Source organism: Myxococcus virescens (genome assembly GCF_900101905.1).
In the GTDB taxonomy this organism is placed as follows: domain Bacteria; phylum Myxococcota; class Myxococcia; order Myxococcales; family Myxococcaceae; genus Myxococcus; species Myxococcus virescens.
In genome coordinates this window covers 12,914-39,715 of sequence record NZ_FNAJ01000023.1, presented here as the reverse complement: position 1 = coordinate 39,715, position 26,802 = coordinate 12,914, and the positions used below count along the sequence as shown (strand labels likewise).

23 protein-coding genes are annotated in these 26,802 nt (G+C 68.3%); 20 read left to right on the top strand and 3 right to left on the bottom strand.

Annotated features, from left to right (window positions below):
* From BLU09_RS35025 to BLU09_RS34935, 19 genes are all read left to right on the top strand, one after another.
* Complete coding sequence (locus BLU09_RS35025; protein WP_090495498.1) at window positions 1–1,116, top strand: DUF4388 domain-containing protein; 1,116 nt, start codon at window positions 1–3, stop codon at window positions 1,114–1,116.
* An 87-nt stretch (window positions 1,117–1,203) separates the two neighbouring features.
* Entirely contained in the window at window positions 1,204–2,289 is a 1,086-nt protein-coding gene (locus BLU09_RS35020) for a PhoH family protein (RefSeq protein ID WP_090495497.1), read from the top strand.
* 133 nt (window positions 2,290–2,422) lie between these two features.
* The gene (locus BLU09_RS35015) at window positions 2,423–4,933 is read left to right on the top strand and encodes an HD family phosphohydrolase (protein WP_186817934.1); all 2,511 of its coding nucleotides are present in this window, start codon (window positions 2,423–2,425) and stop codon (window positions 4,931–4,933) included.
* Entirely contained in the window at window positions 4,930–5,814 is an 885-nt protein-coding gene (ybeY, locus tag BLU09_RS35010; protein WP_186817935.1) for an rRNA maturation RNase YbeY, read from the top strand. The genes BLU09_RS35015 and ybeY overlap by 4 nt, the downstream gene beginning before the upstream one ends.
* 99 nt (window positions 5,815–5,913) lie before the next feature.
* Window positions 5,914–7,236 (top strand): Lnb N-terminal periplasmic domain-containing protein, encoded by a 1,323-nt coding sequence (locus BLU09_RS35005; protein WP_090495552.1) that lies wholly within the window; start codon window positions 5,914–5,916, stop codon window positions 7,234–7,236.
* 18 nt (window positions 7,237–7,254) lie between these two features.
* Window positions 7,255–8,377, top strand: a protein-coding gene (gene prfB / locus BLU09_RS35000) for a peptide chain release factor 2 (RefSeq protein WP_228558019.1) whose coding sequence is annotated in 2 segments (ribosomal slippage) — window positions 7,255–7,323 and window positions 7,325–8,377 — 1,122 coding nt in all. Because the reading frame shifts where the segments join, the coding sequence is not laid out codon by codon here.
* A gap of 140 nt (window positions 8,378–8,517) precedes the next feature.
* Window positions 8,518–9,144 (top strand): RNA polymerase sigma factor, encoded by a 627-nt coding sequence (locus BLU09_RS34995; RefSeq protein WP_090495493.1) that lies wholly within the window; start codon window positions 8,518–8,520, stop codon window positions 9,142–9,144.
* A gap of 38 nt (window positions 9,145–9,182) precedes the next feature.
* The gene (locus tag BLU09_RS34990) at window positions 9,183–9,524 is read left to right on the top strand and encodes an anti-sigma factor family protein (RefSeq protein WP_090495551.1); all 342 of its coding nucleotides are present in this window, start codon (window positions 9,183–9,185) and stop codon (window positions 9,522–9,524) included.
* Window positions 9,525–9,598: 74 nt separating this feature from the next.
* A complete protein-coding gene (gene lysS / locus BLU09_RS34985; protein WP_011554718.1) occupies window positions 9,599–11,152 on the top strand; it encodes a lysine--tRNA ligase in 1,554 nt (517 codons plus the stop codon).
* A 12-nt stretch (window positions 11,153–11,164) separates the two neighbouring features.
* On the top strand, window positions 11,165–13,534 hold the full coding sequence (locus tag BLU09_RS34980; RefSeq protein ID WP_090495492.1) for an ABC transporter permease: 2,370 nt from the start codon (window positions 11,165–11,167) through the stop codon (window positions 13,532–13,534).
* A 2-nt stretch (window positions 13,535–13,536) separates the two neighbouring features.
* Window positions 13,537–14,211 carry an ABC transporter ATP-binding protein gene (locus tag BLU09_RS34975; protein ID WP_090495491.1) on the top strand — a complete coding sequence of 225 codons (675 nt, stop codon included), beginning with the start codon at window positions 13,537–13,539 and terminating at the stop codon, window positions 14,209–14,211.
* Between the two features lie 130 nt (window positions 14,212–14,341).
* Window positions 14,342–16,744 (top strand): outer membrane protein assembly factor BamA, encoded by a 2,403-nt coding sequence (bamA, locus tag BLU09_RS34970; RefSeq protein WP_244172304.1) that lies wholly within the window; start codon window positions 14,342–14,344, stop codon window positions 16,742–16,744.
* A 107-nt stretch (window positions 16,745–16,851) separates the two neighbouring features.
* The gene (locus BLU09_RS34965) at window positions 16,852–17,406 is read left to right on the top strand and encodes an OmpH/Skp family outer membrane protein (protein ID WP_090495490.1); all 555 of its coding nucleotides are present in this window, start codon (window positions 16,852–16,854) and stop codon (window positions 17,404–17,406) included.
* Window positions 17,407–17,437: 31 nt separating this feature from the next.
* Window positions 17,438–18,487, top strand: a complete 1,050-nt coding sequence (lpxD, locus tag BLU09_RS34960) for a UDP-3-O-(3-hydroxymyristoyl)glucosamine N-acyltransferase (protein ID WP_186817936.1) — start codon at window positions 17,438–17,440, stop codon at window positions 18,485–18,487.
* On the top strand, window positions 18,487–18,948 hold the full coding sequence (gene fabZ, locus BLU09_RS34955) for a 3-hydroxyacyl-ACP dehydratase FabZ (RefSeq protein WP_090495488.1): 462 nt from the start codon (window positions 18,487–18,489) through the stop codon (window positions 18,946–18,948). Before lpxD ends, fabZ begins: the two co-directional genes overlap by 1 nt.
* 29 nt (window positions 18,949–18,977) lie before the next feature.
* Window positions 18,978–19,754: an acyl-ACP--UDP-N-acetylglucosamine O-acyltransferase gene (gene lpxA, locus BLU09_RS34950; RefSeq protein ID WP_011554711.1), complete on the top strand. Its 777-nt coding sequence runs from the start codon at window positions 18,978–18,980 to the stop codon at window positions 19,752–19,754.
* A gap of 28 nt (window positions 19,755–19,782) precedes the next feature.
* Window positions 19,783–20,589 carry an LpxI family protein gene (locus BLU09_RS34945; RefSeq protein WP_090495487.1) on the top strand — a complete coding sequence of 269 codons (807 nt, stop codon included), beginning with the start codon at window positions 19,783–19,785 and terminating at the stop codon, window positions 20,587–20,589.
* Between the two features lie 244 nt (window positions 20,590–20,833).
* Window positions 20,834–21,856 (top strand): OmpA family protein, encoded by a 1,023-nt coding sequence (locus BLU09_RS34940; protein WP_228558539.1) that lies wholly within the window; start codon window positions 20,834–20,836, stop codon window positions 21,854–21,856.
* A 29-nt stretch (window positions 21,857–21,885) separates the two neighbouring features.
* Window positions 21,886–22,353 carry a hypothetical protein gene (locus tag BLU09_RS34935; protein ID WP_090495485.1) on the top strand — a complete coding sequence of 156 codons (468 nt, stop codon included), beginning with the start codon at window positions 21,886–21,888 and terminating at the stop codon, window positions 22,351–22,353.
* Here BLU09_RS34935 and BLU09_RS34930 read toward each other — a convergent pair.
* Genes BLU09_RS34930 through lpxB form a run of 3 tightly spaced genes read right to left on the bottom strand, consistent with a single transcriptional unit; the run spans window position 22,346 to window position 24,858 of the window.
* Window positions 22,346–22,972, bottom strand: a complete 627-nt coding sequence (locus BLU09_RS34930; RefSeq protein ID WP_011554707.1) for a MarC family protein — start codon at window positions 22,970–22,972, stop codon at window positions 22,346–22,348. The two genes, BLU09_RS34935 and BLU09_RS34930, sit on opposite strands and share 8 nt — an antisense overlap.
* Before the next feature lie 12 nt (window positions 22,973–22,984).
* Window positions 22,985–23,689 carry a polyprenol monophosphomannose synthase gene (locus BLU09_RS34925; RefSeq protein ID WP_090495484.1) on the bottom strand — a complete coding sequence of 235 codons (705 nt, stop codon included), beginning with the start codon at window positions 23,687–23,689 and terminating at the stop codon, window positions 22,985–22,987.
* 17 nt (window positions 23,690–23,706) lie between these two features.
* Window positions 23,707–24,858 (bottom strand): lipid-A-disaccharide synthase, encoded by a 1,152-nt coding sequence (lpxB, locus tag BLU09_RS34920; protein ID WP_090495482.1) that lies wholly within the window; start codon window positions 24,856–24,858, stop codon window positions 23,707–23,709.
* 59 nt (window positions 24,859–24,917) lie between these two features.
* Here lpxB and BLU09_RS34915 point away from each other — a divergent pair, with 59 nt between their 5' ends.
* Entirely contained in the window at window positions 24,918–26,801 is a 1,884-nt protein-coding gene (locus BLU09_RS34915) for a DUF4388 domain-containing protein (protein WP_090495479.1), read from the top strand.
* Window position 26,802 lies beyond the last annotated feature (1 nt).

Sequence of the window (26,802 nt, the reverse complement as noted above, 5' to 3'; positions counted from 1 at the left end):
ATGTCCCTGCAAGGCACCCTGAAGGACTTTGGTATTGGCGACATCCTGCAGCTCATCGGGCAGCAGCAGAAGACGGGCACGCTCCACGTCCGCGCCAAGGACCAGGAAGTGCGCATCGGCTTCAACGATGGCCACATCATCAAGGCGGAGAGCGTCACCCGGAAGCGCAAGGAGCTCATCGGCGCCATGCTGGTGCGCTCGGAGCTCATCACCGAGACGCAGCTCGAGGCGGCCCTGGAGACGCAGCGCCGCACGCTCAAGCGGCTGGGGGACGTGCTCGTCTCCAGTCAGGCCCTCACCGCCGAGCGCTTCCAGGCGATGATGCAGCTTCAGGCCACGGAGACCCTCTACCGTCTCTTCACCTGGAAGTCGGGCACCTACGAATTCATCCAGGAGCCGGTGGAGCCGGACGCGGAAGCCATCCATCCGTTGCGCGCCGAGACGGTGCTCATGGAGGGCTTCCGGATGGTGGATGAGTGGCCGGTCATCCGGCAGAAAATCCACCGCGACGACCTGGTCTTCGAGCGCATCAAGGCCCTGCCTCAGCCGCGCGGAGAAGAGGGTGGGGAGCTGGGCGCCATCGGTCCCTCGGAGCGGCGCATCTACGATGAGCTCTCGCCCGGGAGGGATTTGCGCAAGCTGGTGGACATCTCCTGCCTGGGCGAGTTCGAGACCTGCAAGGCGCTCTACAACCTGGTGAAGGGCGAGTACGTCCGGCCGATACTCCCGGAGGGCGCCCCGGCCCCCGTTCCTGGTGACCAGCGCCTGCTTGCTCGCGTGGCGGGGCCGCTGGGGCGCCTCGTCGCCACCGTGGGGGTGCTGGCGGCAGTAGTGCTGGTGGTTCCCCGGGCCGTGCGCCCGGACCCCGAAGCGGGCGTTCCCGCGGTATTTGCGGACTCAGCGGCCCAACGTCATGTTTCCCAGGCCCAGCGCGTCCGCATCGAGGCCGCGCTCGAGGTGTTTCGCCTGGAACGCGGTGAACTGCCCGAACGTCTGGATTCTTTGGTGCAGGCTGGACTGTTGAAACCGGGCGAACTGAAATACCCGTGGCGGGAAGAGTACTATTACCGGCGGTTGGCCGCTCGGCAGTTCATTCTCCTGCCACCCTTGCGCTAGTCCTGACACAAAGTCGTCTTTCGCGGCCCTGGGGGCGGCGTTACGTTGGTGTCAGCCGTAGCGACATAGACCGAGGAAGAATCCGCATTGCGAAATCCCGCCACGTTGGAAGCGCCCGAAGTGCTTACCGCCTCCGCCAAGGTGGACGTTCGTGACAACGCGACCGCCCTGGCCCTCTGCGGCAACCAGAACGAAAACCTCAAGTTGATGGAGCGGCGCCTCGGAGTCCGGGTGGGACAACGCGGCACCGAGTTCCATCTCTCCGGCCCGTCCGATGCCGTCGCCTTCTCCGTCCGCCTCCTGGAGAACCTGGAGGAGATGATCCGCGCCGGCCGTCCCGTCTATCGGGAGGACGTGGAGCAGGGCATCAAGGTGCTCGGCCGCGGCGCGGAGTCCCTGCAGGAAGTCATGCTGGGCCCGGTGCTCAAGAGCTCCGGCAACCGGCAGATCTCCCCCAAGAGCATCAACCAGAAGCGCTACGTGGACGCCATCCGCTCCCACGACATCGTCTTCGGCATCGGCCCCGCGGGCACGGGCAAGACGTACCTCGCCATGGCCATGGCGGTCGCCTTCCTCCAGGAGCGCAAGGTCAAGCGCATCATCCTGGCGCGCCCCGCGGTGGAGGCGGGTGAGAAGCTGGGCTTCCTGCCAGGAGACCTGCAGGAGAAGGTGAATCCCTACCTGCGGCCGCTCTACGACGCGCTGCACGACATGATGGCGGCCGAGCGCGCCGCGCACCTGCTGGAGCAAGGCGTGGTGGAAGTGGCCCCGCTGGCCTTCATGCGTGGCCGCACGCTCAACGACGCGTTCGTCATCCTGGACGAAGCCCAGAACACCACCGTGGAACAGATGAAGATGTTCCTCACGCGCCTGGGCTACAACAGCAAGGCCGTCATCACCGGTGACGTGACGCAGGTGGACCTGCCTACGGGGAAGATGTCCGGGTTGAACCATGCGCGCGCGGTGCTGAAGAACATCGACGGCATCCACTTCGCGGAGTTCTCGGAGGTGGACGTCGTTCGCCACCCCTTGGTCCAGGAAGTCATCCGCGCCTACGACCGGGCGGACGTCGCCCAGCGCGAAGCCCAGGCGGCTCGGGAAGCAGCAACCGCTGCCGCCCAGGCCCCCACCGCGGCGCCGGCCACCGCCGCCGAGCCCGTTGCCGTCGAATAACGGTGCCGATACCTACCTGCGCCCACCCGCGCGTACCCTGCCGGGCGGGCGTACTCCATCCCACCCTTGCGAATATTCCCAGGCGCTGCGTCCTTGAAGGATCCGCGACGCCTTATCTAGGGTGAGGACCCCCATGGCCGAACCGGAAACGCAGCCCCCCGGGCGCAGTCCACTGGACGCGCTCGCCGAACGCCTCGGACTGGACAACGGCGTCTGGGGGCGGCGCGCCATCCAGGTCCTTCTCCTGCTCGCCGTCTCCATTGGCGCGGGATTCGTCATCTCACCGGGTCTCTACAGCCAGCAGATTCCGGCGCTGGCGGAGGAGAACCTCGGCAAGCCGTTCCGAGCCAGCTCGCCCGCCGGCTTCAAGGCTGCGCGGGACTACGAGGTCGTCCACCGCGCCATGACGCAGCAGCGGCGCCAGGACGCGCGCGCGGCCGTCAAGCCGGTGTACGACCTGAACCCCGCCGTCCTGGGGCAGCTGCGGTCGACGGTGAGCTCCGCCTTCGCGTCCATGCGGCTGCATCTGGACGAGCTCGCGGAGGCGCAGTCCGATTCGGAACCCGAGGAGCGCGAAACGCCCCGCCGGCGCAAGCCCGCCGCGTCCCCGGAGATGCTGGAGCTGGAGCGCAGCACCCGCGAGAAGATGCGGGCGGAGCTCCAGGAGCGCTTCTTCGGCAAGCGCGACGCCGTGCTGGAGGCCGAGGACTTCCAGGCGCTCTATGCCACCCGCTTCTCGCAGGAGGCGGAGACGGCCACGCTGCTGGTGCTGGAGCGGGCGTATCGCTCCGAGCGCGGCGCGGTCCATGTGGCGGGCTCTCGGGAGGAGCTGGCGCGGGAGGCGCATCAGGGCCTCACCGTCCGCGACGTGGTGAACAAGGCCGAGGAGTCCCTGTCGGGGGGCTCCACCCAGGTGGTGGACGTCCCCGAGGCGCACCAGGAGATGGAGCGCTTCGCCTCGGTGCCCGGCAACCTGATGCCGGACGCGCCGGGCGTTCAGCGCCGCGCCATCCTCCGGCTGGCCCAGCGGCTGGTTCGGCCGAACCTCACCATCAACATCGCGGAGTCGGACGCGCGCCGGAACCAGGCGGCCCAGGCGGTGAAGGACGCCGTCATCTCCATCAAGAAGGGCCAGCGCGTCATTGGCGACGGTGAGCTGGTCAATGAGTCGCACCTGGTCATCCTGCGCGGCATGCGCGCGGAGACGGACCGGCTGGACCTGGTCCAGCTCCAGGTGGGCGGCACGGGCCTGGTGGGCCTTCTCATCGTCTCGACGTACTTCTTCTGCCGCGCAGCGTTCCGGCGCTTCCGTCCCACGCGCAAGGACGGCGTGCTGTTGGGCCTGCTGCTGCTGGGCCTGTTGGGCCTGCTGCAAATCTGGGTGTCCATCGCGGACGCGGTGCAGGACCGCTACACCGCGCTGCCCATCGAGGCCTTCTATTACGCCTTCCCGGTGGCGGCGGGCGCCATGCTGGTGCGCTTCATCCTCACGCAGGAGCTGGCGCTCTTCTTCGCGCTCGTCTTCGCCTGTCTCACCGGAGTGATGCTGGGCAACTCGCTGGCCTTCGGCGTCTTCACGCTGGTGGGGTCGCTGGTGGCGGCCGACCGCATCGTGAAGGCGAAGGACCGCGTGGGCATCTTCCGCGCGGGTCTGGTGACGGGCGCGGTGAACCTGGTGGCGGTGCTCTTCCTCTTCCTCGTGGAAGGCAAGGGCCTGTCGGCCGATACCCTCATCACCGCGGTGAGCGCCTTCGCGGGCTCCTCGCTGGCGGTGCCAGTGATGGTGATGGCGCTCACGCCGCTCATCGAGGCCACCTTCGGCTACGCGTCGGACATCAAGCTGCTGGAGCTGGCCAACCTGAACCACCCGGCGCTCAAGGAGCTCATCGTCCAGGCGCCCGGCACGTACCACCACTCCATCATCATCGGCTCGTTGGTGGAGAACGCGGCGGAGACGATTGGGGCCAACCCGCTGCTGGCGCGCTCGTGTGCGTACTACCACGACATCGGCAAGGGCCGGAATCCGCTCTACTTCGGGGAGAACCAGAAGGGGGAGAACCGCCATGACGCGCTCGCGCCGGCGATGAGCGCGGTCATCATCAAGCGCCACGTGACGGAGGGCCTGGAGATGGCCCGTCAGTACCGGCTGCCCAAGCTGGTGGCGGATGCGATTCCGCAGCACCACGGCACGCGCACGGTGGGCTACTTCTACCACAAGGCCTTGAAGGAGCAGGAGGGCAAGGAAGGTGCTCCGCCCATCGACGAGAGCATCTACCGCTACCCGGGGCCGAAGCCGCAGTTCCGCGAGGCGGCGCTGGTGATGATAGCCGACGCGGTGGAGGCCTCCACTCGCTCCATGGCGGACCCCACCACGCCCAAGCTCCTCGCGCAGGTGCAGAAGATCATCAACCTCATCTTCTCCGAGGGTCAGCTCGACGAGTGTGACCTGACGCTGAAGGACCTCAACCTCATCTCGCAGTCCTTCCTGCACACGCTCGAGGGCATCTACCACACGCGTCCGGCCTACCCGGCGGGCGCCGTGGGGGGGGGCAAGGCGCCGCCGTTGGTGGTGGCGGGCGCGGTGCATCGGCCCGCGGAAGGCAAGGACGGCAAGGACAAGGCGCGGACCGCGGGGGGCGCATGAGCGCAGCACGAAGGGGCAATGGCGTGAGATTGCGCAAGGGGAAGCTGATTCCCCGTGACGATGGCAAGCGCATCGAGGAGTTCGTGGGCGCGGCCACCACCAGCACGGACTCCGCGTCCGTCGCGCGGATGCTGGCGCCCCCCGGGTGGTCCGAGCCCGCGCAGCGCCCCGAATTCGACGAGGTCGTCATCGTCCTCACGGGCGAGCTGACCATCGTGGTGGAGGGGCGCCGCGAGCGCATCTCCGCGGGCGAGGTCGGACTGGTGCCGCGCGGCAAGCGCGTGGTGTACCGCAACGACGGCCAGGGGGCGTGTGACTACTGGTCGGTGTGCGCGCCTGCGTTCCGCCCGGAGCTGGCGCACATGGAGACGCCCAAGCCCCGCGTGCAGGAAAACCACGTCACCATCCAGGTGGCGCATGGCCAGGGCCGGGACTTCGCGCGCCTGCTGACCACCTGGGCCAGGGCGTACCTGGTGCAGCTCGAGCTGTCCGGCGTGGAGCTGTCCCTGTCCCTGGTGGACGACCGGGCCATCCGCCGGCTCAACCGCACCTGGCGCCAGAAGGACAAGGCGACGGACGTGCTGAGCTTCCCCGCGGGCGACCTGCCCAAGGGCACACCTGGACCGCGCCCGCTGGGGGACGTGGTCATCTCCCTGGACACGGCGAAGCGGCAGGCCAAGGAGTATGGCCGCACGCTGGAGGCGGAGATGGCGCGCTACCTGGCGCATGGCCTGCTCCACCTGCTGGGGCACGACCACGAGCGCCCCCGGGACGCCAAGCGCATGGCGGCCCTGGAGGAACAGCTCCTGGGCGAGCGGGGCATGGTGGCGGACTCGCTCCAGGTGGATGCCAAGGCCCGTCGCGCTCGCAGCCTCATGTAGGCCCTCCGCCGGCTCCCCGCTGGACAATCCAGTATCCATCCCGTTGAGCCGGGCGGCGTGCGTGATAGGTAGGCGGCCTCCCGCGTGTTGGACCAAGCCATGCTCCGCCCATCACTCATCGCCTCCTGCCTGCTCGGCCTGCTGCTCCTGGCGGCGCCCGCGCGCGCGGCCTCCATGCCGCCGTGGGGCACGGGAGAAAGCCAGGGCGAGGACCTGGCCATCCTCCTGGTGACGTTCAGTCCCGGGGATGACGTGCCGTCCTGGTGGGGCCACGGCTCGCTGGTGGTGGAGGACCGGCGGCGGCAGATGTCGCGCCTCTACAACTACGGCATGTTCTCCTTCGACGAGGCCATGCTCGCGCGCTTCGCCATGGGCCGGCTGGAGTTCTGGGTGGGCCAGTCGTCAGTGGGTGGCACCTTCCGCTACTACCAGGCCGAGGACCGCGACGTCCGCGTGCAGGAACTCAACCTCACGCCCGAGCAGCGCGTCGTCGTGGCGAAGCGGCTGGCGGAGAACGTGCTGCCGGAGAACCGCGAGTACCTGTACCACCACTACAACGACAACTGCGTCACGCGGCTGCGGGACATGATTGACGTGGCCACGGGCGGCCAGCTCCGCGAGGCGGACCGGGCACCCGGGCGGATGACGCTGCGCGAGCACACCCGTCGCTACACCGCGGTGAACGCGCCCATGAGCGTGCTGCTCGACTTCATGATGAACGACGAGATCGACCGTCCCATCACGAAGTGGGAGGAGGCCTTCCTGCCGGATGAGCTGGAGGCCCAGGTCGCGGCGCTCCAGGTGAAGGGGGCGGACGGGCAAACGGCGTCGCTCGCGGCGAAGAGCTGGAACTACTACGAATCCTCCACGCGTCGGCGTCCGCCGGCGGAGCCTCCCCCGTGGGGCCCGTGGCTTCTCGCGTTGGGCCTGGCCCTGGGCGGCCTGGCGGTCGGGCTGGCGGTGTGGGAGCGCCAGCGGGGCAGCCGCGTGGCCCGCCTGCTGCTCGGGCTGGAGAACGCCGTGGTGGGGCTGGCGCTCGGGTTGCCGGGCACCGCGCTGTTCATCATGGGGTTGGTGACGGACCACACGGTGACGTACCGCAATGAGAATCTTTTCCTGGCCAACCCGCTGACGCTGTTGGCGCTGCCCTTCGGCGTGGCGCTGACGTGGGGCAGCCAGAAGGCTCGCACGCGCCTGTTCAAGGTGTGGACGCTGCTGGCCGTCCTGGGTGTGCTGGGCGTGGTGCTCAAGGTGTTGCCGCCCTTCGACCAGGACAACTGGCGGCTCATCGCGCTCATCCTGCCCATCTCCCTGGGCATGGCGGGCGCATTCGGTCTGGATCGAGTACTGGCGCGCCTCCCCAGGGCGGACCGCGCGTCAGCCGGACGGCGGGATGCCGTCGCATCGCTGAAGACTCCCTAGAGGATACGGAAAGAAGCCATGGCGAACGATTCGATGGAGAAGATCAACGGCCTCAGGGAGCGTGTGTTGGCGCTCCGGGGGCATCTTTGACCTCGACCGCAAGCGGTCCCGCATCGCGCTGATTGAACGCGACTCCACGCTGCCCACCTTCTGGGACGACAACACCAAGGCGCAGGCGCTCTTGAAGGAGAAGTCCACGCTGGAGGCCAGCGTCGGCGCCTACGACAAGGTGATGCGCGGCCTGGATGACGCGCAGGTGCTCTTCGAGCTGGCCGCCGAGGCCAACGACGAGGCCACCACCCAGGAAGCGGAAGGCTCCCTCACGGGGCTGGAGGGCGACGTCGCCAAGCTGGAGCTGGCGCGCATGCTGTCCGGCGAGCAGGACCGCAGCAGCTGCTTCATGGACATCAACGCCGGCGCCGGTGGCACGGACTCCATGGACTGGGCGGCCATGCTCCTGCGCATGTACACCCGCTACTGCGAGAACAAGGGCTGGAAGGTCGAAATCAACGACGAGGTGCCGGGGGAAGAGGCGGGCTTCAAGAACGTCTCCCTGCGCATCGAAGGTGACTTCGCCTACGGCTACCTGAAGGCGGAAGTGGGCGTGCACCGGCTGGTGCGGATTTCGCCCTTCGACGCCAACGCGCGCCGGCAGACGGCCTTCGCGTCCGTGGACGTCTATCCGGAGGTGGATGACACCATCCAGATCGACATCCCGGAGAAGGACATCGACTTGAAGTTCATCCGCGGCGGCGGCGCGGGCGGCCAGAAGGTGAACAAGACGTCATCCACCGCGCAGCTGCGCCACCTGCCCACCGGCATCATCATCACCTGCCAAACGGAGCGTTCGCAGTCGGCCAACAAGGACATGGCCTTCAAGATTCTGCGGGGTCGCCTGTACGAACTGGAGATGAAGAAGCGCGAGGCCGCGCGCGACGCCGCCGAGGCGCAGAAGAAGGACATCTCCTTCGGCTCGCAGATCCGCTCCTACGTCATGGCGCCGTACCGCATGGTCAAGGACCTGCGCACCGGCATCGAGACGGGCAACGTGGACGCCGTGCTGGATGGGGACCTGGAGGAGTTCGTCACCGCCCAGTTGCTGGGCGTGAAGAACCCCAACCGCAGTGCGGGCGCGGACTAGGCGCCGCGCCTCACTGTTTCCTCGCCTTCGCCCGGAACCTTTTCCGCGGCCCTGCTGTCGGAGGGCCGCGGGGCAGGGGACCAAGGTAGGCTGAGGGACGGTGGCACCTCCTGCGGAGGGGCTGTCGCGGGAGGACACGGGTGTCATCGGGCGGCGTGCTCGAAATCGGACAGGAAGAGGCCGCCGCGGACGCGTCCGAGTCGCGCCGCCAGGACGCGGCGCTGCTGGCCCGCCTGCGCCGGGGTGAGCCGGACGCCTTCGAGCTGCTGGTGCGCACCCACCAGGACCGGCTCTACGACTTCTGCGTCCGCATGGTGGGAGATCGTGAGGAAGCTCACGACCTGGTGCAGGAAATCTTCGTCAGCGTGCACCAGAACGTCCGCCGCTTCCGCGAGGACTCGAAGCTGTCCACCTGGCTGTTCCGCATCACCCGCAACCACTGCATCAACCGGCTCAAGTACCTGAAGCGCCGGGGTCGGGGCCGCTCCGAAGTGTTCGACGAGGCCGCGGCCCTGCTCTCCGAAGGCGGGGGCACCGCGCCCGGCCCGGATGCGGCCCTGGAATCCGCGCGTGAGCGCGCCCGGGTGCAGTGGGCCATCTCCCAACTGGAGCCGGACGCGCGCATGCTGGTGGCGCTGCGCGACATCGAAGGCCTCAGCTACGACGAAATCATCGACATCACCGAGCTTCCGGAGGGCACGGTGAAGAGCCGGCTCCACCGGGCCCGGGAAAAGCTGGCGGACCTCCTGGGGCGGCTTGAGCCATGAACGGCATTCATCGCAGACTGCGGGACGTGGAACCGCGGATGAACCATCGCGAGGCGAGGGCCCTGTTCCTCGCGCTCGCCGACGACGAGCTTCCCGCCCCCAAGGCGCAGGAGGTTCGCACCCACCTGGACGGCTGCGACGACTGCCGCCAGGGCTGGCAGCGCTATTCCAGCACGGTGCAGCGGCTCCAGCGCGTGGAGCGTGAGAAGGCCCCACCCGCGCTCGCCTCCCTGGTGATGAACCGGGTGCGCCGCAAGCGCCGCTTCGGTCTGCGGGGCCTCCACACCCTGCATATGAACCACCGGCTCCCGGTGGAGGTCCTCATCCCGCTGCTGCTGGCGGCCGCCGTGGCCGCCTTCCTGGTGATGGTCGCTCCCTGAGCGGCCATCCGCTGTGTTGCGTTGCTTCCCGGGGGAGGCTTGGCTACGGTGCCGCGCCTTTGGGAAAGCGCGTCATGGCCGAGACCGAAAACAAGAGCGAGAAGAGTGCGGGCGAGGGCGACCTCGGGACGAAGGAACAGGAAATCTACGACCAGCGGCTGGAGAAAGCCGCGAAGTGGCGCGAGGCCGGCTTCAATCCGTACGGCAACGGCTACCGTCCCCAGCACCAGGCCGCCGAAATCCACGAGAAGCACGCCGCTCAGTCCGCCGAGGAAATCGAGCAGGCCGCGCCTCCGCCCTATGACGTCGCCGGCCGCGTCGTGGCCATGCGCTCCTTCGGCAAGGCCGCCTTCATCAAGCTGCGCGACCGCTCGGGCGAAATCCAGGTCCACATGAAGAAGGACGCCTTGGGGGACTCCTATGAGACCTTCAAGCTCTGTGACTTGGGCGACTTCCTGGCCGCCACCGGTCCGGTGTTCCGTTCGAAGACGGGCGAGCTCACGCTCTCCGCCACGAAGTTCACCCCGCTCACCAAGTCCCTGCGCCCCCTGCCGGAGAAGTGGCACGGCCTGACGGACGTGGAGGTCCGCTACCGTCAGCGGTACCTGGACCTCGTGTCCAACCCGGACGTGAAGCAGACTTTCCTCCGGCGCAACAAGCTCATCCGCTTCATCCGAAACTTCCTCGACACGCGTGACTTCGTCGAGGTCGAAACGCCGATGATGCACCCGCTCGTGTCCGGCGCGGCGGCGCGGCCCTTCACCACGCACCACAACGCGCTCGACATCGACCTGTACATGCGCATCGCCCCGGAGCTGTATCTCAAGCGCCTGGTGGTGGGCGGCCTGGAGCGCGTCTACGAGGTCAACCGCAACTTCCGCAACGAAGGCATCAGCACCCGGCACAACCCCGAGTTCACGATGCTGGAGTTCTATCAGGCGTACGCCACGTACGAGGACCTGATGGACCTCTCCGAGGAGATGATTTCGGAGGCCGCCAAGGCCGTCACCGGCGACACGAAGGTGAAGTACGGCGACCACGTGCTCGACTTCGGCAAGGGTTGGAAGCGCATCTCCATGACGGAGGCCATCCGCGAGGTGGTGAGCGGCCTGTCCGACAAGGACATGGCGGACGCGGACCGGCTGCGCCACGAACTGCTCAAGACGAGCCACTCGGAGGCCGAGCGGCGGGCCATCGACACCATGAATCACGGTGAGCTGGTGGGCGCGCTCTTCGAGCACCACGTCGAGCACACGCTCATCCATCCCACCTTCATCACCCATTTCCCCACCGCCGTCTCGCCGCTGGCCCGGCGCAATGACCAGAACCCGGACGTGACGGACCGCTTCGAGCTGTACGTGGCGGGCCGCGAAATCGCGAACGCCTTCTCCGAGCTGAACGACCCGTTGGACCAGAAGGGTCGCTTCCAGGCTCAGCTGGACGCGAAGCAGCGGGGCCAGCAGGAGACGATGGACTACGACGAGGACTACATCCGGGCCCTCGAGCACGGCATGCCGCCCACCGCCGGTGAAGGCATCGGGATTGATCGGCTCGCCATGCTGTTCACGGATTCGCAGAGCATCCGGGACGTCATCCTGTTTCCCCTCCTCAAGCCACTGGCGAAGTAGCCAGGAGGCCGCGTGCACTCCGCCGAACGGCAGACCGTCCATCGCTGGACCTTCATCTGGATTGGGGCGCTGGTCGCCCTGGTGGGCTTCAGCCTGCTCGGGGTGGCGCTCACGTCCTCTCAAGCCTGGCTGGAGACCAGCTCCTCCCTGGGGCTGTCCCTGCTGGGGTGGGGCGGGCTGGTCCAGGCCCTCAACGCGCTGCTGCTCGTGTCCGAGCAGCCCGTCGCGCCGGTGCCCAACACGGGCCTCCTCGTCGCGGGCTCCGTCGTCTGGCTCGCGGGGTGGGCGCTCATCGCCGCCGGCATCCGCCGCGCGCCGGAGCCCACCGAAGGGCCCAGCCCGGCCGCGGGCGCCACGCTGTACCCGCGCCTGGCGCGCTACCGGGACTTCTACTGGAGCACCCTGGGCGCCTACGGCGGCGGCATGCTGCTGGCGGAGGTGGTCCTCATCCTCCTGCAGACGGTGCTGTCCAGCGGCGTGTCCGCCGCGGAGCTGGGCTCGGCGGGGAAGGGCGCCAGCGGCGGTTTGTCGCTGCCGCCCACCGGGGCCTTCGCCATCGCGCTGCTCGCGGGTGGCATGGTGGCCTTCATCTCCGGCTTCATCGGCGCGTCGCGCGCGCAGCGGCTGTCGCTGCCCGAGGCCACCATCGGCGTGCTGTACCTGGGCCTGCCCATCCCCATCGTCCTCACGTTGATGGAGCGGCTGCCCGGGCTGCAGCTCGCGCTGGGCTACCGGCTGCGCGAGGTGACGTACGTCGCGGGGCTGATTGGCCGCCCGGAGCTGGGGTACTGGCTCGTCTTCACCTTCCTGGTGCTGGCGCTGGTGCTGGGCATCAACACCGGCTTCATCGCCGCCGGCAGCGGCCGGGTGGACCTGAAGCTGGGGTTCGAGCTCTTCGTCGCGCGCCGGCACGTGGCGGTGTTCCGGCCGTCGCTGCTGCTGGGGACGCTGGCGGTGCTGATGCTCGGCATCATCCCCCCGCTGCTCATCTACTTCATCATCCGCTCGGCGGAAGCGGCCGTGGAGCGCACCCGCATCCGCGCGCTGGGCCTGAAGGACCCGCTGGCGGCCGCCTCCGACCTCAACCGCCTCAAGCTTCGGGAGCAGTCGCCCACCATGATGATGACCGCCCTGTCCGTGGGCGGCGTGGGCGTGGGCGTGATGGCGCTCATCATCGTGCTGTCGGTGATGAGCGGCTTCGAGGCCGACCTGCAGCAGAAGATCCTGGGCACCAACGCGCACGCGGTGGTGTCCAAGTACGCGGGCGACCTACCCGAGTACGCCAAGGTCATGGAGTCCGTCCGCAAGGTGCCCGGCGTCGTGGGACAGACGCCCTTCATCATCAACCAGGTGATGATTGCGTCCGAGGGCAACGTGGACGGCGTCATCATCAAGGGCATCGACCCGGGCACGGTGGGCGAGGTGACGGACCTGCCCAAGAACATCCTCGGTGGCGGCTCGCTCGACATCCTCTATACGCCGGAGAAGATCGTCCACCGCGGCCTGCCGGACGAGGAGCCCGCGGAGGAGAGCGGGGTGGAGGAGGACGACATCATCCGCCGCTCCGGGACGCCCAAGAAGGCGCCGGTGCTGCCGGGCATCGTCATTGGCCGTGAGCTGGCGGCGTCGCTGCGCGTGGTGGTGGGAGACCGGGTGAACGTCGTCTCCCCGCTGGGCACCGAGCTGGGGCCGTCCGGCCCGATTCCGAAGAGCCGCGCCTTCCGCGTGGCGGCCATCTTCTACTCGGGCATGTACGAGTACGACTCCAAGTTCGTCTACATCCTCCTCAAGGAGGCCCAGGACTTCTTCGACGTGAAGGGGGCCACGGGCATCGAGCTGAAGGTGGCGGACATCGACGATGCGCGGCGCATCGCCTCGCAGGTGGTGAAGGTGCTGGGCGGCTATCCCTACCGGGCACGCGACTGGGGAGAGATGAACAAGAACCTCTTCTCCGCGCTGCGCCTGGAGAAGCTGGTGATGGGCATCATCCTCTCCATCATCATCATCGTGGCCGCGGGCCTCATCGTCGCCACCGTCATCATGCTGGTGCTGGAGAAGCGGAAGGAGATTTCCGTCCTCAAGGCACTGGGCGTCCCCGATGGCGGCATCGTGAAGATATTCCTCGCGGAGGGCCTGCAGATTGGCGTCGCGGGCGGCTTCCTCGGCCTGATTTCCGGCCTGTCCTGGTGCGTCTTCATCGAGAAGGTCGGCATCAAGCTGGACCCGGACGTCTATTACATCCCGGCGGTGCCGGTGCGCGTCGAGCCGGTGCAGACCGTGCTGGCCGTCGTCATCGCGGTGCTCGTCACCTACCTCGCCTCCATCTACCCGGCCCTCAAGGCCAGCAGTGTGGAGCCGGTGGAAGGCCTCAAGGCGGAGTAGCCATGGCGCTCTTGTCCATCCGCAACGTCTTCAAGAGCTACTTCCTGCACGGCAAGCGCATCGACATCCTTCGAGGCGTGTCGCTGGACATCCAGCGGGGAGAGCTCGTCTCGCTGGTGGGCGCGTCCGGGGCGGGGAAGAGCACCTTCCTGCACGTCCTGGGCACCCTGGATGCCCCGGCCGCCGGCGAGGTGATGTTCGAGGGCCGCGCGGTGTTCTCCATGAACGACGCGGAGATCGCCGAGTTCCGGAACCAGACCATCGGCTTCGTCTTCCAGAGCCACTTCCTCTTGCCGGAGTTCACCGCCCTGGAGAACGTCGCCATGCCCGCCCTCATCCGGCGACAGGACCGCACCGCCGCCTACGCCTATGCCCGTGAACTGCTGGAGCGGGTGGGACTGGGACACCGCGTGGACCACCGTCCAGGGGAACTGTCGGGTGGTGAGGCCCAGCGCGTGGCCCTGGCGCGCGCCCTGGTGCTCAAGCCCGCGGTGTTGCTGGCGGACGAGCCCACCGGCAACCTCGACCCGGCGACGGGCGAGGGCATCCACCAGCTCCTTCGGGAGGTCAACCGCGAGCAAGGCATCACCGCCGTGGTCGTCACCCACAACGAGACGCTTGCCCGCTCCATGCCCCGCCGCCTCAGGTTGGCCGGGGGCGAGGTGTCGGAGGCGTGATGTCCTGGCAATTTTGCATTGAGGCCCTGATGGGCCTTCCCGTAGATTGCCCCGCCTTTTCCTGGCCGGTCTCCCCTTGAGGCACCTCGTTCTGTCGCGCAAGTCACTGCTCCCGCTGCTGGCGGTCGCCATGTGGTCCCTCATGCCCGGCTCCGTGCTGGCGCAAGAGGATGAGGGCGCCGCCGCGCCTTCTGCCGTGCCCGAGGTGACCGCTCCCGCTGCTCCTGCCGACGTGGCCTCCGAGCCCGCGCTCCCCGATGACGCCCCGGTGTCGCCGGAGGATGCCCGCCGGGTGGTGGAGGTCCGCGTCGAAGGCAACCGGCGCGTCGAGGCCGAAGCCATCCGCCGCGCCCTCCGAACCCGTGTGGGCGACGAACTGAGCCCCACGCGCACCGCCCAGGACCTCCGGGCGGTGTGGGCGCTGGGCTACTTCCAGGACGTGGAGCTGCTCGTCCAGCGGCTGGCCCGCGGCGTCGCCTACGTGGTGCGCGTGGAGGAGCGCCCCACCGTCCGGCTCGTTCAGCTCGTCGGCAACGAGGAGCTGAGCAAGGACGACCTGAAGGAGGAGATTGACGTCAAGCCCTCCACCATCCTGGACATGGAGCTGGTGCGCTCCAGCGTGCAGAAGATCCAGGCGAAGTACGTGGAGAAGGGCTACTTCCTCGCCGAGGTCAGCCACCAGCTCAAGCCCGTCGAGGGCGGCGCCAACGTGGATGTGGTGTTCAACATCAACGAGCGCGCCAAGGTGATGGTGAAGCAGATCACCATTCTCGGGGCGGAGAAGCTGTCCGCCGCGGAGCTGAAGGAGACGATGATCACCCGCGAGGGCGGGTTCCTCTCCTTCTTCACTGGTGAGGGCACCTACCGCGAGGAGGCCTTCCAGCGCGACCTGGCCGTCATCCAGATTGCCTACTACGACAAGGGCTTCATCAACGTCCGGGTGGACAAGCCCACCGTCCAGCTCTCCGCGGACAAGCGCTTCATCTTCATCACCCTCCGCGTGACGGAGGGCGAGCCGTACGACATCGGGAAGATCGACTTCTCCGGGGACCTGCTCGACGACGTCACCAAGGAACAGATGGCGTCGATGATGAAGTCCGCCACCGGCGAGCGCTTCAACCGCTCGCAGCTGTCGCAGGACATCCTCTCCGTCTCGGACGTCTACTACGACCGCGGCTACGCCTACGCGAACATCAACCCCATCACCAGCGTCAACGCGGACAGCCGCACGGTGGACCTGACCTTCGACGTGCAGAAGGGGCCCCAGGTCACCATCGAGCGCATCGACGTGGTGGGCAACAGCAAGACGCGTGACAAGGTCATCCGCCGCGAGCTGCGCGTCTACGAAGGGGAGCTCTACAGCGGCACCGGCGTGCGCCGCAGCCGCGAGCGCGTCACCGCGCTGGGCTTCTTCGAGACGGTGGAAATCACCCAGCGCCCCGGCTCGGCGGACGACACCATCGTCCTCCAGGTGGAGGTGAAGGAGAAGGCCACTGGTACGTTCCAGGTCGGCCTGGGCTTCTCCAACGTGGAGAACTTCATCTTCACGGCGCAGATCGCCCAGAATAACTTCCTGGGCTGGGGCCAGAGCGTCTCCGCGTCCGCGCAGATCTCCGGTCTGCGCTCCCTGGTGCAGCTGTCCTTCTACGACCCGTACTTCCTGGACACGCGCTACCTGCTGTCGGCGGAGTTCTTCCGCATCCAGGCGGACTACGAAGGCTTCATCCGCAATTCGACCGGTGGCACGGTGTCCATCGGCTACCAGTTCATCGACGACCTGCTGGGAACCATTGGTTACTCGCGTGAGTGGGTCAACGTGGAGGCCGGGCAGAACCTGGGCGCGGTGCTGCTGGCCAACCAGTTCCTGTCCGGAACGACCAGCGCGGCCCGCCTGTCGCTGTCGTTCGACCGGCGCGACAACCGCCTGTTCCCGTCGCGTGGCTTCATCCACTACGGCTCGGTGGAGCTCGCCCCGGACTTCCTGGGCGGTACGTTCCTCTACAACCGGTACACGGCCTACTCGCGGCTGTACTTCCCCATGCCGCTGGGCTTCGTCTTCAAGACGAACGCCACCATTGGCTACATCCAGCAACTGGACCAGAACAAGCCGCTGCCCATCTCGGAGCTCTACTACGTGGGCGGCATCAACAGCGTCCGCGGGTACTTCCTGCGCAGCATCAGCCCGTCCGTGAAGGTTCCTCGCTCCGGCAGTCCGGACGCGACCATCACGGATTTCCGGGTGGGCGGTAACAAGCAGCTCATCTTCAACTTCGAGCTGGAGTTCCCCATCTTCGAGAAGGCCGGTCTGCGCGGCGTCGTCTTCTACGACGCGGGTAACGCCTTCGCGGCGAATGAGCGCTTCTTCGAGGACCGTCAGGACCGGCTGCCGGCCGGCCTCTTCCATGCCGCCGGCTTTGGATTCCGCTGGTTCTCGCCCATTGGCCCCCTGCGCTTCGAGTGGGGCATCCCGCTCACCAAGCGGCCGGAGGACGACAACATCCTGTTCGAGTTCACTATCGGCAACTTCTTCTGATAAGCCCTTGGCCCGTCGTCCGGCGTCCGCGCCCACGGGCGGAGGGAATTGAAGATGCCCGATAGGCGTACGTCGGAGCTTGTACCCTTCCTGAGGAGTTGCTGAACATGTCGCTTCGCACCACCATCGCGGCCACGGCCGCCGCTCTGTCGCTCGCCCTCCCGGTGGCCGCCTCGGCCGCCGAGCTGAAGGTCGCCTACGTGGACCTCCAGAAAGTCATGCTGGAGGTGGATGACGGAAAGGCCGCCAAGTCCCGTCTCCAGAAGTGGCTCGACGACCGCCAGAAGGAAATCGACAAGGAGCAGAACGCGCTCCGCGCCGAGAAGGAGACGCTCGACAAGCAGGCCAGCGCCATGAGCGCGGAGATCAAGGCCCAGAAGGAAGCCGAGCTCCAGCGCAAGGTGATGCTGCTCGCCCAGAAGTGGGAGAAGAGCCGCGCCGAGGCCGCCAACAAGGAGCAGCAGGAGATGAAGCCGATCATCGACAAGATCGACTCCATCATCAACACCATCGCCGAGCGCGATGACCTGGGCTTCGTCCTCGAGCGCCGCGACTCCGGCATCGTCTACGCCCGCTCGCAGCACGACATCTCCAACGAAGTCATCCGGGCGTACAACAGCTCGAAGAAGACGGCGGCGAAGGACGCCCCGACGAAGAAGTAGCCGTCACTCCCCACTCGTGCAGACCGCTCCCATGCCCCGCCAGCTCGGGGAACTCGCCGCCCACGTGGGTGGAGAGCTCCTCGGTGACCCCTCACAGCTCATTCACGGACTCAACGGGCTTGAAGAAGCCGGCCCGGGAGACGTGTCTTTCTACGGAAACCCGCGCTACCGGCGCCAGTTCGAGGCCACCCGTGCCTCGGCGGTGCTGGTGGGCGCCGACGTGCCCCCCCGCGAGGGCGTGGCGCTGGTTCGGGTGGCCAACCCACATCTGGCGTATGCGAAGCTGCTGCGCCTGTTCCACGCGCCCGCGCGTCCCGCCGCGGGCGTGAGGCCCGGCGCCTGGGTCCATCCCGAGGCCACCGTCCATCCGGAGGCCGTGCTGCTGCCCGGCGCGTCGGTGGACCGGGGCGGGCGGGTGGGCGCGCGCACGGTGCTGTACCCGGGCGCCTACGTGGGTGAACAGGCCGAGGTGGGGGAGGACTGCGTCCTGTACCCCAACGTCACGGTGCGTGAGCGCTGCATCGTGGGCGCGCGCGTCATCCTCCACGCCTCCAGCGTGGTGGGCGCGGACGGCTTCGGCTTCGCCTTCAACCCGGAAGGCGAGGCGGGGCCGGAGCACTTCAAGATTCCCCAGGTCGGCATCGTCCGCATCGAGGACGACGTCGAGGTGGGGGCGTGCACCTGCATCGACCGCGCGACGGTGGGCGAGACGGTGGTGGGGCGCGGCGCGAAGCTCGACAACCTGGTGCAGATTGCCCACAACGTGCGAGTGGGTCCGCTGTCCCTCATCTGCGCTCAGGCCGGTGTGTCTGGCTCGGCGGAGGTTGGGACGGGCGTGGTGCTCGCGGGGCAGGTTGGCGTGGTGGGGCACATCCGCGTCGGTGACCTGGCCAAGGTGGGCGCGCAGTCCGGCGTCGCGCACGACGTGCCAGACGGCCAGGTGGTGAGCGGTAGCCCCGCCGTTCCCCACCGGGAGTGGCTGCGGGCAAGCGCCGCGGCGGGCCAGATGGCGGACCTGCTCAAGGAAGTGCGCGCCCTGCGGCGCCGGGTGGAGACGCTGGAGAAGGAAAAGGTGCCGTGATGGACATCGGAGAGATTCTCAATCTGCTGCCGCATCGGTACCCGTTCCTGCTGGTGGACCGGGTGGTGGAGATCGTCCCGGGCCAGAAGCTGACGGCTTACAAGAACGTCACCATCAACGAGCCCTTCTTCAATGGGCACTTCCCCGGTCACCCGGTGATGCCGGGTGTGCTCATCCTGGAGGCGCTGGCGCAGGCGACGGCCATCCTCGCCTACAAGAGCGAGAACATGGACCCGTCGCGCAAGCTCACGTACCTGATGGGCGTGGACGGCGCGCGCTTCCGCAAGCCGGTGTTGCCGGGGGATCGACTCCAGTTGGAGATCGAGGTGGTGCGTCACAAGGGCGCTGTCTGGAAGACGAAGGGCCTGGCGCTGGTCGACGGCGCGCGTGTCGCCGAAGGCGAGTTCCTGGCAACCGTCGTGGACAAGGACGCCAACGCGGCTGAGAGCGCGGCATCCTGATTCGCGCCCCGCGAGCACGAGGAGACTTCATGGCTCAGGTTCATCCCACCGCGGTGGTTCATCCCGACGCCCGCCTTCACGAAACCGTCGAGGTCGGCCCCTATTCCATCATCGGTCCCCAGGTGACGATCGGTGCGGGCTCCCGCGTGGGGCCTCACGTCGTCATCGAGGGCCGCACGACGCTGGGCGAGCGCAATCGCATCTTCCAGTTCGCCTCCGTTGGCGCCGACCCGCAAGACCTCAAGTACGCGGGCGAGGACACGGAGCTGGTGCTCGGCGACGACAACCAGATTCGCGAGTTCGTGTCGCTGCACAAGGGGACCGCCGGTGGTGGCGGCGCGACCCGCGTTGGCAGTGGCAACCTCTTCATGGCCAACTGTCACGTCGCGCATGACTGCGTGGTGGGCAATGGCTGCCGCATCGGCAATGGCTCCGCGCTCGCGGGCCACGTGACGATGGAGGACCACGTCATCATCAGCGGCCTTGCGGCGGTGCATCAGTTCACCCGCCTGGGCAAGCACGCCTTCATCTCCGGCGGCGCCATGGTGACCATGGACATCCCGCCGTATGCCACCGCCCAGGGAGACCGGGCGGAGCTGGTGGGCCTCAACACGGTGGGCCTGGAGCGCAGCGGCTTCTCCAAGGAGCAGATCGAGCGGGTGAAGGAAGCGCACCGCATCCTGTTCCGCTCGAAGCTGACGCTCCAGGAGGCCATGGTGCGGCTGCGCGCGGAGCTGGCGGGCCACTCCGAGGTGGACCACCTCATCCAATTCATCCAGCAGAGCAAGCGCGGCCTCACGCGCTGACGCCGTGAGCGACGGAGGGGCATCGGCGGTGGATCGGATTGGCCTCATCGCGGGCAACGGCCGGCTGCCCTTTCTCTTCGCGCGCGCCGCGAGGAAGAAGGGCCTGGAAGTCGTGGCCGTGGCGCACCGGGGAGAGACCGACCCGGCGTTGGCCGCGGAGGTGGACCGGCTGACGTGGGTGCGCGTCGGGCAGGTGGACCGCATCCAGAAGGCCCTCCGGGAAGCGGGCGTGAAGCAGGCCGCCATGGCGGGCGGCATCGGCCGCGTGCGGGCGCTGGCGGAAGCCCGGCCGGACCTGGGCGCGGTGCGCATCATCGCCCGGCTGCGGAGCTTCCGGGATGATGCGTTGCTGCGCGCGGTGGCCTCGGACTTCGAGTCGCGAGGCGTCACCATCATCGCCCCCACGGACTTCCTGGGGGAGGTGCTGTGTCCGGAGGGCCACCTCGCCGGGCCTCGGCTGCACCCGGCTCAGGAGAAGGACGTGGCCCTGGGCCGCGAAGTCGCCATCCTGCTGGGCCAGGCGGACGTGGGCCAGACGGTGGTGGTGCACAACGGCCACGTCCTGGCGCTGGAGGCGGTGGAGGGCACGGACGAGGCCATTCTCCGGGGCGGCAGGCTGGGGGGTAATTCAGGCGCCGTGGTGGTGAAGCGCTGCAAGCCGCAGCAGGACCTCCGCTTCGACCTGCCGGCCGTCGGCCCTCACACGCTGGAAGTCATGCAGGAGGTCGGCGCGCGCGTGCTGGCGCTCGAGGTGGGGCGCACGGTGATACTGGACGCCCCGGCCCTCTTCGCGGGCGCCGAGTCCAAGGGCATCACCATCGTCGGCGTGCCCTGAGCCCGACGGCGGGTGACGGAGCGGGGCCTCCCCGTTCAGGTGTGGGACGGACTGCGACCAGCAGGGCCTCGTTCCCCTGTCCGGGCTCCCCTGCGACGGGGGGCGACTGAATACCGTTGCACCTCCAACGTCCCCCACGGGGAGCGTTTCCCTGCACGCCACCTCGTCCTACCCTCGCGGAGGATTCGACCCACACCTGCCGCGGATGGTCGCGGCACGTGACGCCAGAGGCCTACACCGCGCCATGAACGCCCGCCTGCTGCTCCTCGCCTTTGTCCTGTCTTCGCCGATGCCGGTGCTCGCGGACGCCGTTCGAGTCTCCCTGGAGGGGCGCGCCGTGCTGGGGGAGAAGCTCCCGGCGCTGCTGGTCCACATCGAGGAGCCCATCGCGGGCTTCGAGGTGAAGCTGAAGCGCAGTGACGGCCAGGACGTGGAGGTGAAGGGAGGCGGGAGTCCGGGCCTCACGCGTCGCATCGAGCTGAATCAGCCGGAAGGCCGCTTCCGCTACGAGGGAGCGCTCACGGTGCGCTTCCCGGATGCGGAATCCGGCGTGATGCCGTTGTCTTTCGACACGGAGCTCTACGGCACGCTGAAGCTGGACGTGCGCAAGGAGGACGTGGACGTGGCCGCGCGCCGGCTGCGCTTCGTCCTGTCCCGGCCCGCGAAGCGCGCGGAGCTGACGGTGTTGATGGACACGGGGAAGAAGGCCTTCGAGGGCGAGGTGCCATTCAAGGGGGAGGCGGGAGGGACGCCCCTGGAGCTGACGTGGCCGGCGGCGGAGGGGCGGGTGATGAAGATCTCCCTCCGTGCGTTCGACACGGCGGAGTTCTACACGGGCGTCGACCTGTATCCGTGGCAGGTGGACATTCCGCACGAGGAGGTGAACTTCGCCTCGGGCCGCGCGGACATTCCGGCGGCGGAGCGGGGCAAGCTGGACAAGAGCCACGCCCTCATCGTGGACGCGCTGACGAAGTACGGTCGCTTCGCGTCGCTGCGGCTCTACGTGATGGGCCACACGGACACCGTGGGGGCCGCGGCGGAGAACCTGGACCTGTCGGTGCGGCGGGCGAAGAGCCTGGCGGCCTATTTCCGGAAGAAGGGCCTGCGGGTGCCCGTGTACTACGAAGGGCTGGGAGAAGAGGCCCCGGCCGTCGCGACGCCCGACGAGACAGCGGAGGCGGGCAACCGCCGCGCGGAATACATCATCGCAGTGGAGGATCCGGTGCTTCAGCACGCGCCTCGCCCTCCGCGGTGGCGGAAGCTGTAGCGCAGTCATCGAGGGAGAGGAAAGGACGCATGGACCGATTCCACCAGAAGGCATGGGCGTTGCTCGGGCTGGGGGTGCTGGGGAGCACGGGATGCGCGCATCAGGCGCGTCTCGCGGAGCGTCAGGGCGTGGAGGCGGAGAAGTGTGAGCTCGTGCACCGGCTGCTGCGGGAGCCGGTGCCGTCCCAGGTCGTCCGCGAAGTCGTCGCGGCCGGTCGCGATGAGCCCGCGCCGGTGGTGGTGTACGTGCGCCGTCCGGAGGAGGCGATGCTGGAGCGCTTCTTCTCCGGTGACGCGCCCAGCTGCGGCGACGCCACCTTCAAGGTGGTGCAGGAGAACGTGCTCGACGCGGTGGTGGTGTACCTGCAGGAGGTCCAGGGCGGCTACGCGTACGACGCGCGCCGCGCCAGCCACGACGAGCTGTCACTCGAGGGCAAGCCGCAGGGCCTGCTGAAGCGCAGGGGCCCGGACTGGGTGGCCATCCCCGGACCTACTTGAACAGCTCCTTGCCGCCGTCCGCGATGAACTGCACTGCGATGGCGGCCAGGATGAGTCCCATCACCCGCTCGACGATGGCCACGCCGGACTGGCGCAGTACGCGCTGGATGAGCCCGGAGGCGCGGAGGATGAAGTAGCTGGCGACGAATGTCAGCACGACGGCGGCCAGCACGGGGATGGCGGAGACGAGCGTGTCGCCCTTGGCCATCAGCACCATGGCGGTGGCGATGGCGCCCGGGCCCGCCAGCAGCGGAATGGCGAGGGGGACGATGGCCACGTCCTCCTTCACCACGCCTTCCTGTTCCTCGGACGGCGTGGTGCGCGTCTCCGCCGGGCGGGCGCGAAGCATGTCCAACGCGGTGATGAGCAGCAGGATGCCGCCGGCCACCCGGAAGGCGCCCAGCGACACGCCGAACACCTTGAAGATGACGCCGCCGAAGAGGGCGAAGAACAGCATCATCCCACAGGCCACCAGGCAGGCGCGCATGGCGGTGCGGCGCACCTTCTCCTGCGAGTCCCCGGCCGTCATCGCCAGGAACAGCGGGACGACGCCAATGGGGTCCACCACGAAGAAGATGGCCGACAGCGAGACGAGGAACAGTGACGCGTATTCCGGCATGACAGCCTGGACTTACACCGTGAGCCGCAGCTTCCACACCATGGTGAGAGCCTCGGCGAAGATTTTCTTGCTCATCTTGGAGTGACCCACGCGCCGGTCCTCGAAGACGATGGGCACCTCGCGCACGGTGAAGCCCTTGCGCAGCGTGCGGTAGGTCAGCTCGATTTGAAACGCGTAACCGGTGCTCTTCACCGAATCCAGGTCGATGGCCTCCAGCACCCGGCGGTGGAAGCACTTGAAGCCGCCGGTGAGGTCCTGGATGCCCACGCCCAGAATCGACCGTGCGTAGAGGCTGCCACCGCGGCTGATGAGCTGCCGCCCCACGCCCCAGTTCACCGTGCCGCCGCCCGTGACGTAGCGCGAGCCGAGCACCAGGTCCGCGCCAGCCTCGGCCGCATCCAGGATGCCGGGCAGGTAGCGCGGGTCGTGGCTGAAGTCGGCGTCCATCTCCAGGATGTACGTGTACTGCTCGGCCAGGGCCCAACGGAACGCGGCGAGGTAGGCGCGGCCCAGGCCCTCCTTCTTCTCGCGGTGGAGGACGCGCACGCGCGGGTCCCGCGCGGCGAGCCCATCCGCGAGCTGCCCCGTGCCATCGGGCGAATTGTCATCCACGATGAGGATGTCGACCCGGGGGGCGGCCTCCAGCACCGCCTGGACAATGGCCTCGATGTTTTCCCGCTCGTTGTACGTGGGGATGCAGACCAGGGCTGGGTTCATGGCCCGGCCGACATACCCTAAACGCGGCCCGGGGGCAGCAGCTCCAGTACGGACTCCGCCGCCCGGGTGGCCGCGCCCGTCTCGCCCAGCCGGCCGCGCATCTCCGCCAACCCCTGGAGCATCTCCTCCCGGGGAGCACCGGGTATCCAGACGCGGCGGACCTCCTCGGCGATGCGCTCGGGCGTCATCTCCCCCTGGAGCAGCTCGGGGACGACGCGTCGGCCCGCCAGCAGGTTGATGAGGGACACGAATGCCACCTTCAGCATCAGCCGGCCCACCCAGTACGTGATGAGGGACACCCGGTAGACGACCACCAGGGGGCGCTGCATCAGCCCGGCTTCCAGGACGGCGGTACCGGAGGCCACCACCGCGGCGTCACTGGCGCCCACGACCTCGGGTGCCCGGCCCTCCACCAGGATGGGCGTCACGCCACTGCCTTCAAAGCGGGACGTGATCTCCTCCCGGTCGATGGTGGGCGCCAGGGGGACGACGACCTGGAGTCCGGGCCGCTCGGCGGAGAGGCGTTTCGCCGCCTCCACCATGTCGGGAAGGAGACGGCGGATTTCGCCCATCCGGCTGCCGGGCAGCAGCGCGAGCGTGGGGGCGTCCTTCGCCAACCCCAGCCGCTCGCGGAAGGCCGTGGCCGTATCCGGCGAGGGAACCTGCTCCACCACCGGGCTGCCGACGTAGCGGGCGCTGACGCCGGCCTCCCGGTAGAAGTCCTCCTCGAACGGGAGGATGCAGAGCATCCGGTCCACCAACCGTTTGATGGTGCGCACCCGACCCCGGCGCCAGGCCCAGATCATGGGCGACACGTAGTAGGCGACGGGGACCCCCAGCGCCTTGAGCTTCTTGGCCAGGCGCAGGTTGAAGTCAGGGATGTCCACCAGGATGGCGACGTCCGGTTTGCGCTCGGCGGCGGCCTCGGCCAGGCCCTTCAGGATTTGAAGGATGCGGGGAATCCGGGGCAGGACCTCGGTGATGCCCATGACGGACACCTCCCGGGCGTCGAAGAGCAGCTCCACTCCCTGGGCGGCCAGGCGGGCACCGCCCATGCCAAAGAAGGTGAGGTCGGGGCGGCGGGCCCGGAGGGCGGCGACGAGCTCGGCGGCGTGGGTATCGCCTGACGCCTCGCCGGCGACGACGAGGATGCGGGGTGGATTCGTCATGTGAGAGTCGCGCATCGTACCTGATGCGGGCGCGGGTGAAGGTGTAGACTGCGGCCCCCTTGAAGACGCTTCTGCTCGCCGAGAGCCATCCCCCCACGCTCGAGCACCTCAAAGGCCTGCTCTCCCAGGCTGGGTACACCGTTCGCGCGGTGAACGATCCGGTGACGGCGCTGGAGCACTTCGCGGCGGACAACCCGGACGTGGTGGTGCTGTCGGTGGACCTTCCGCGCGTGGAAGGCGCACACGTGGTGCATCTCATCCGAGGCCACGGACAGGGCGGCAGGGTGCCCATTGTCGCCATCGACAAGGGCCACCTGGGGCGCGCGCGGGGCGTGAGTTCGGTGCTGGACCTCAAGGTGAACGCCTATGTCTCGGACCCGCTCAAGCCGGGCGAGCTGGTGCCCCGGCTGGAGTCTCTGGTCCGCGCGGCGCAGGCGGTGCAACTCACCGGGCTGGCGGCCACGTTGTCCCGGCCCGCCGTCAATTCAGGCGAGCTGAAGGGCCACCCCCTGCCGGCGCTGTTCCACTCCATCTATCGGCTGCGCCGGGATGGTGTGCTCGTGGTGGCGCACCGGGGCTTGAGCCGGCGCGTGTACTTCTTGCGCGGCGGGTCCGTGAGCTATGACTCCACGGCGAAAGCGGACTCGCTGCCGGGCTACCTGCTTGCCCGGAACGTGCTCAACCCGCAGCAGGCGCAGCGGGTGACGGAGGCGCTGGACTCCGGTCTGCGCATCGGCGCGGCGCTCGCGGATGCGGGCGTGGAGGCGGCGGGCGAGGAACTGCTGCAGCTCTTGCGCGACTACAACCGGGACGGGGTGGAGCGGGTGCTGGGGATGCGCGAGGGCCGCTACGCCTTCTACGCGGGAGACGAATTCACGTCGGAGGTCGCGTCGGTGGAGGTTCCGCCGCTGGCGCCGGTGCTGGATGGCGCGCGCCGCTGCTTCACCATGAAGGTGATGGCGGCCGCGCTGCGGGCGCACATGGGTGACTACCCGGTGCGCTCACAGGAGTTCGGGCGCGACCTGCAGGCCATGGGGCTGGACACGGACGACCTGAAGATCGCCATGCAGGTCAACGGCCGCATCGCGCTGAAGGACCTGCTGGCGCACGGGCGTGGCGAGCTGCGCATGGCGTACTCGCTGCTGTGGTTCTTGAAGCTGACGGGTGGGGTGACGTTCTCCCCGACGCCCGTGGCCACGGGCACGGACGTGCTGTCCGCGGCGGTGCTGCCGGACCGGATCGCGCCGCGCAAGCGCAAGGCGCTGCCGCCCGAGACGGCGGCCTCGCTGCGTGAGGAAGCGCTGCGCATCATCACCCGCAGCTACTTCGGAGGGCTGGGGCTGGACATCGCGGCGGACGCGGAGGCGGTGGAGCGCGCCTATCACGAGACGGCGATGCGCTTTCACCCGGACACCTACGCCGAGTTCGACATCTCCGACCTGAAGGACCTGCTGGAGTCGGTGCAGGACCGGCTGTCCGCGTCGTACCGGGTGCTGAGCGTGGAGGAGAAGCGCAAGGCCTACCTCCAGTACCTCTTCAGCCGGATGGACGTGGGGCGGAACACGGCGGTGGTCGTGGATGCGGAAATCGCGCTGCGCCGGGGCGAGTCCGCCCTGAAGCGCCGCGACTTCCCGCTGGCGGCGAAGGCCTTCGAGGAAGCGGTGTCGCTCAATCCGGACGAGCCGGAGTACTACCCCTTCCTCGCCTGGGCCACGTACCGGATGCCCACGGGGGCGCCGGTGGTGCGGGCGCAGAAGGCGCAGCAGGTGCTGAAGAAGGCGCTGTCGCTGGGCCCGTACGTGGAGCGGTTGCACATCATCTCGGCCATCATCGACATGGACCTGGGAGACGCGCCCCTGGCGCGGAAGAAGCTGCAGCGGGTGCTGGAGTACAACCCGTACTCCCAGCTCGCGAAGGCGGCGTTGCGCAAGGTGGGACGCTAGC

Bases quoted from the DNA above. Each gene is read 5' to 3' on its own strand.
- BLU09_RS35025 (WP_090495498.1), top strand. From the start codon at position 1: ATGTCCCTGCAAGGCACCCTGAAGGACTTTGGTATTGGCGACATCCTG.
- BLU09_RS35015 (WP_186817934.1), top strand. From the start codon at position 2,423: ATGGCCGAACCGGAAACGCAGCCCCCCGGGCGCAGTCCACTGGACGCG.
- ybeY (WP_186817935.1), top strand. From the start codon at position 4,930: ATGAGCGCAGCACGAAGGGGCAATGGCGTGAGATTGCGCAAGGGGAAG.
- BLU09_RS35005 (WP_090495552.1), top strand. From the start codon at position 5,914: ATGCTCCGCCCATCACTCATCGCCTCCTGCCTGCTCGGCCTGCTGCTC.
- BLU09_RS34990 (WP_090495551.1), top strand. From the start codon at position 9,183: ATGAACCATCGCGAGGCGAGGGCCCTGTTCCTCGCGCTCGCCGACGAC.
- lysS (WP_011554718.1), top strand. From the start codon at position 9,599: ATGGCCGAGACCGAAAACAAGAGCGAGAAGAGTGCGGGCGAGGGCGAC.
- BLU09_RS34975 (WP_090495491.1), top strand. From the start codon at position 13,537: ATGGCGCTCTTGTCCATCCGCAACGTCTTCAAGAGCTACTTCCTGCAC.
- bamA (WP_244172304.1), top strand. From the start codon at position 14,342: ATGTGGTCCCTCATGCCCGGCTCCGTGCTGGCGCAAGAGGATGAGGGC.
- BLU09_RS34965 (WP_090495490.1), top strand. From the start codon at position 16,852: ATGTCGCTTCGCACCACCATCGCGGCCACGGCCGCCGCTCTGTCGCTC.
- lpxD (WP_186817936.1), top strand. From the start codon at position 17,438: ATGCCCCGCCAGCTCGGGGAACTCGCCGCCCACGTGGGTGGAGAGCTC.
- fabZ (WP_090495488.1), top strand. From the start codon at position 18,487: ATGGACATCGGAGAGATTCTCAATCTGCTGCCGCATCGGTACCCGTTC.
- lpxA (WP_011554711.1), top strand. From the start codon at position 18,978: ATGGCTCAGGTTCATCCCACCGCGGTGGTTCATCCCGACGCCCGCCTT.
- BLU09_RS34940 (WP_228558539.1), top strand. From the start codon at position 20,834: ATGAACGCCCGCCTGCTGCTCCTCGCCTTTGTCCTGTCTTCGCCGATG.
- BLU09_RS34935 (WP_090495485.1), top strand. From the start codon at position 21,886: ATGGACCGATTCCACCAGAAGGCATGGGCGTTGCTCGGGCTGGGGGTG.
- BLU09_RS34930 (WP_011554707.1), bottom strand. From the start codon at position 22,972: ATGCCGGAATACGCGTCACTGTTCCTCGTCTCGCTGTCGGCCATCTTC.
- BLU09_RS34925 (WP_090495484.1), bottom strand. From the start codon at position 23,689: ATGAACCCAGCCCTGGTCTGCATCCCCACGTACAACGAGCGGGAAAAC.
- lpxB (WP_090495482.1), bottom strand. From the start codon at position 24,858: ATGACGAATCCACCCCGCATCCTCGTCGTCGCCGGCGAGGCGTCAGGC.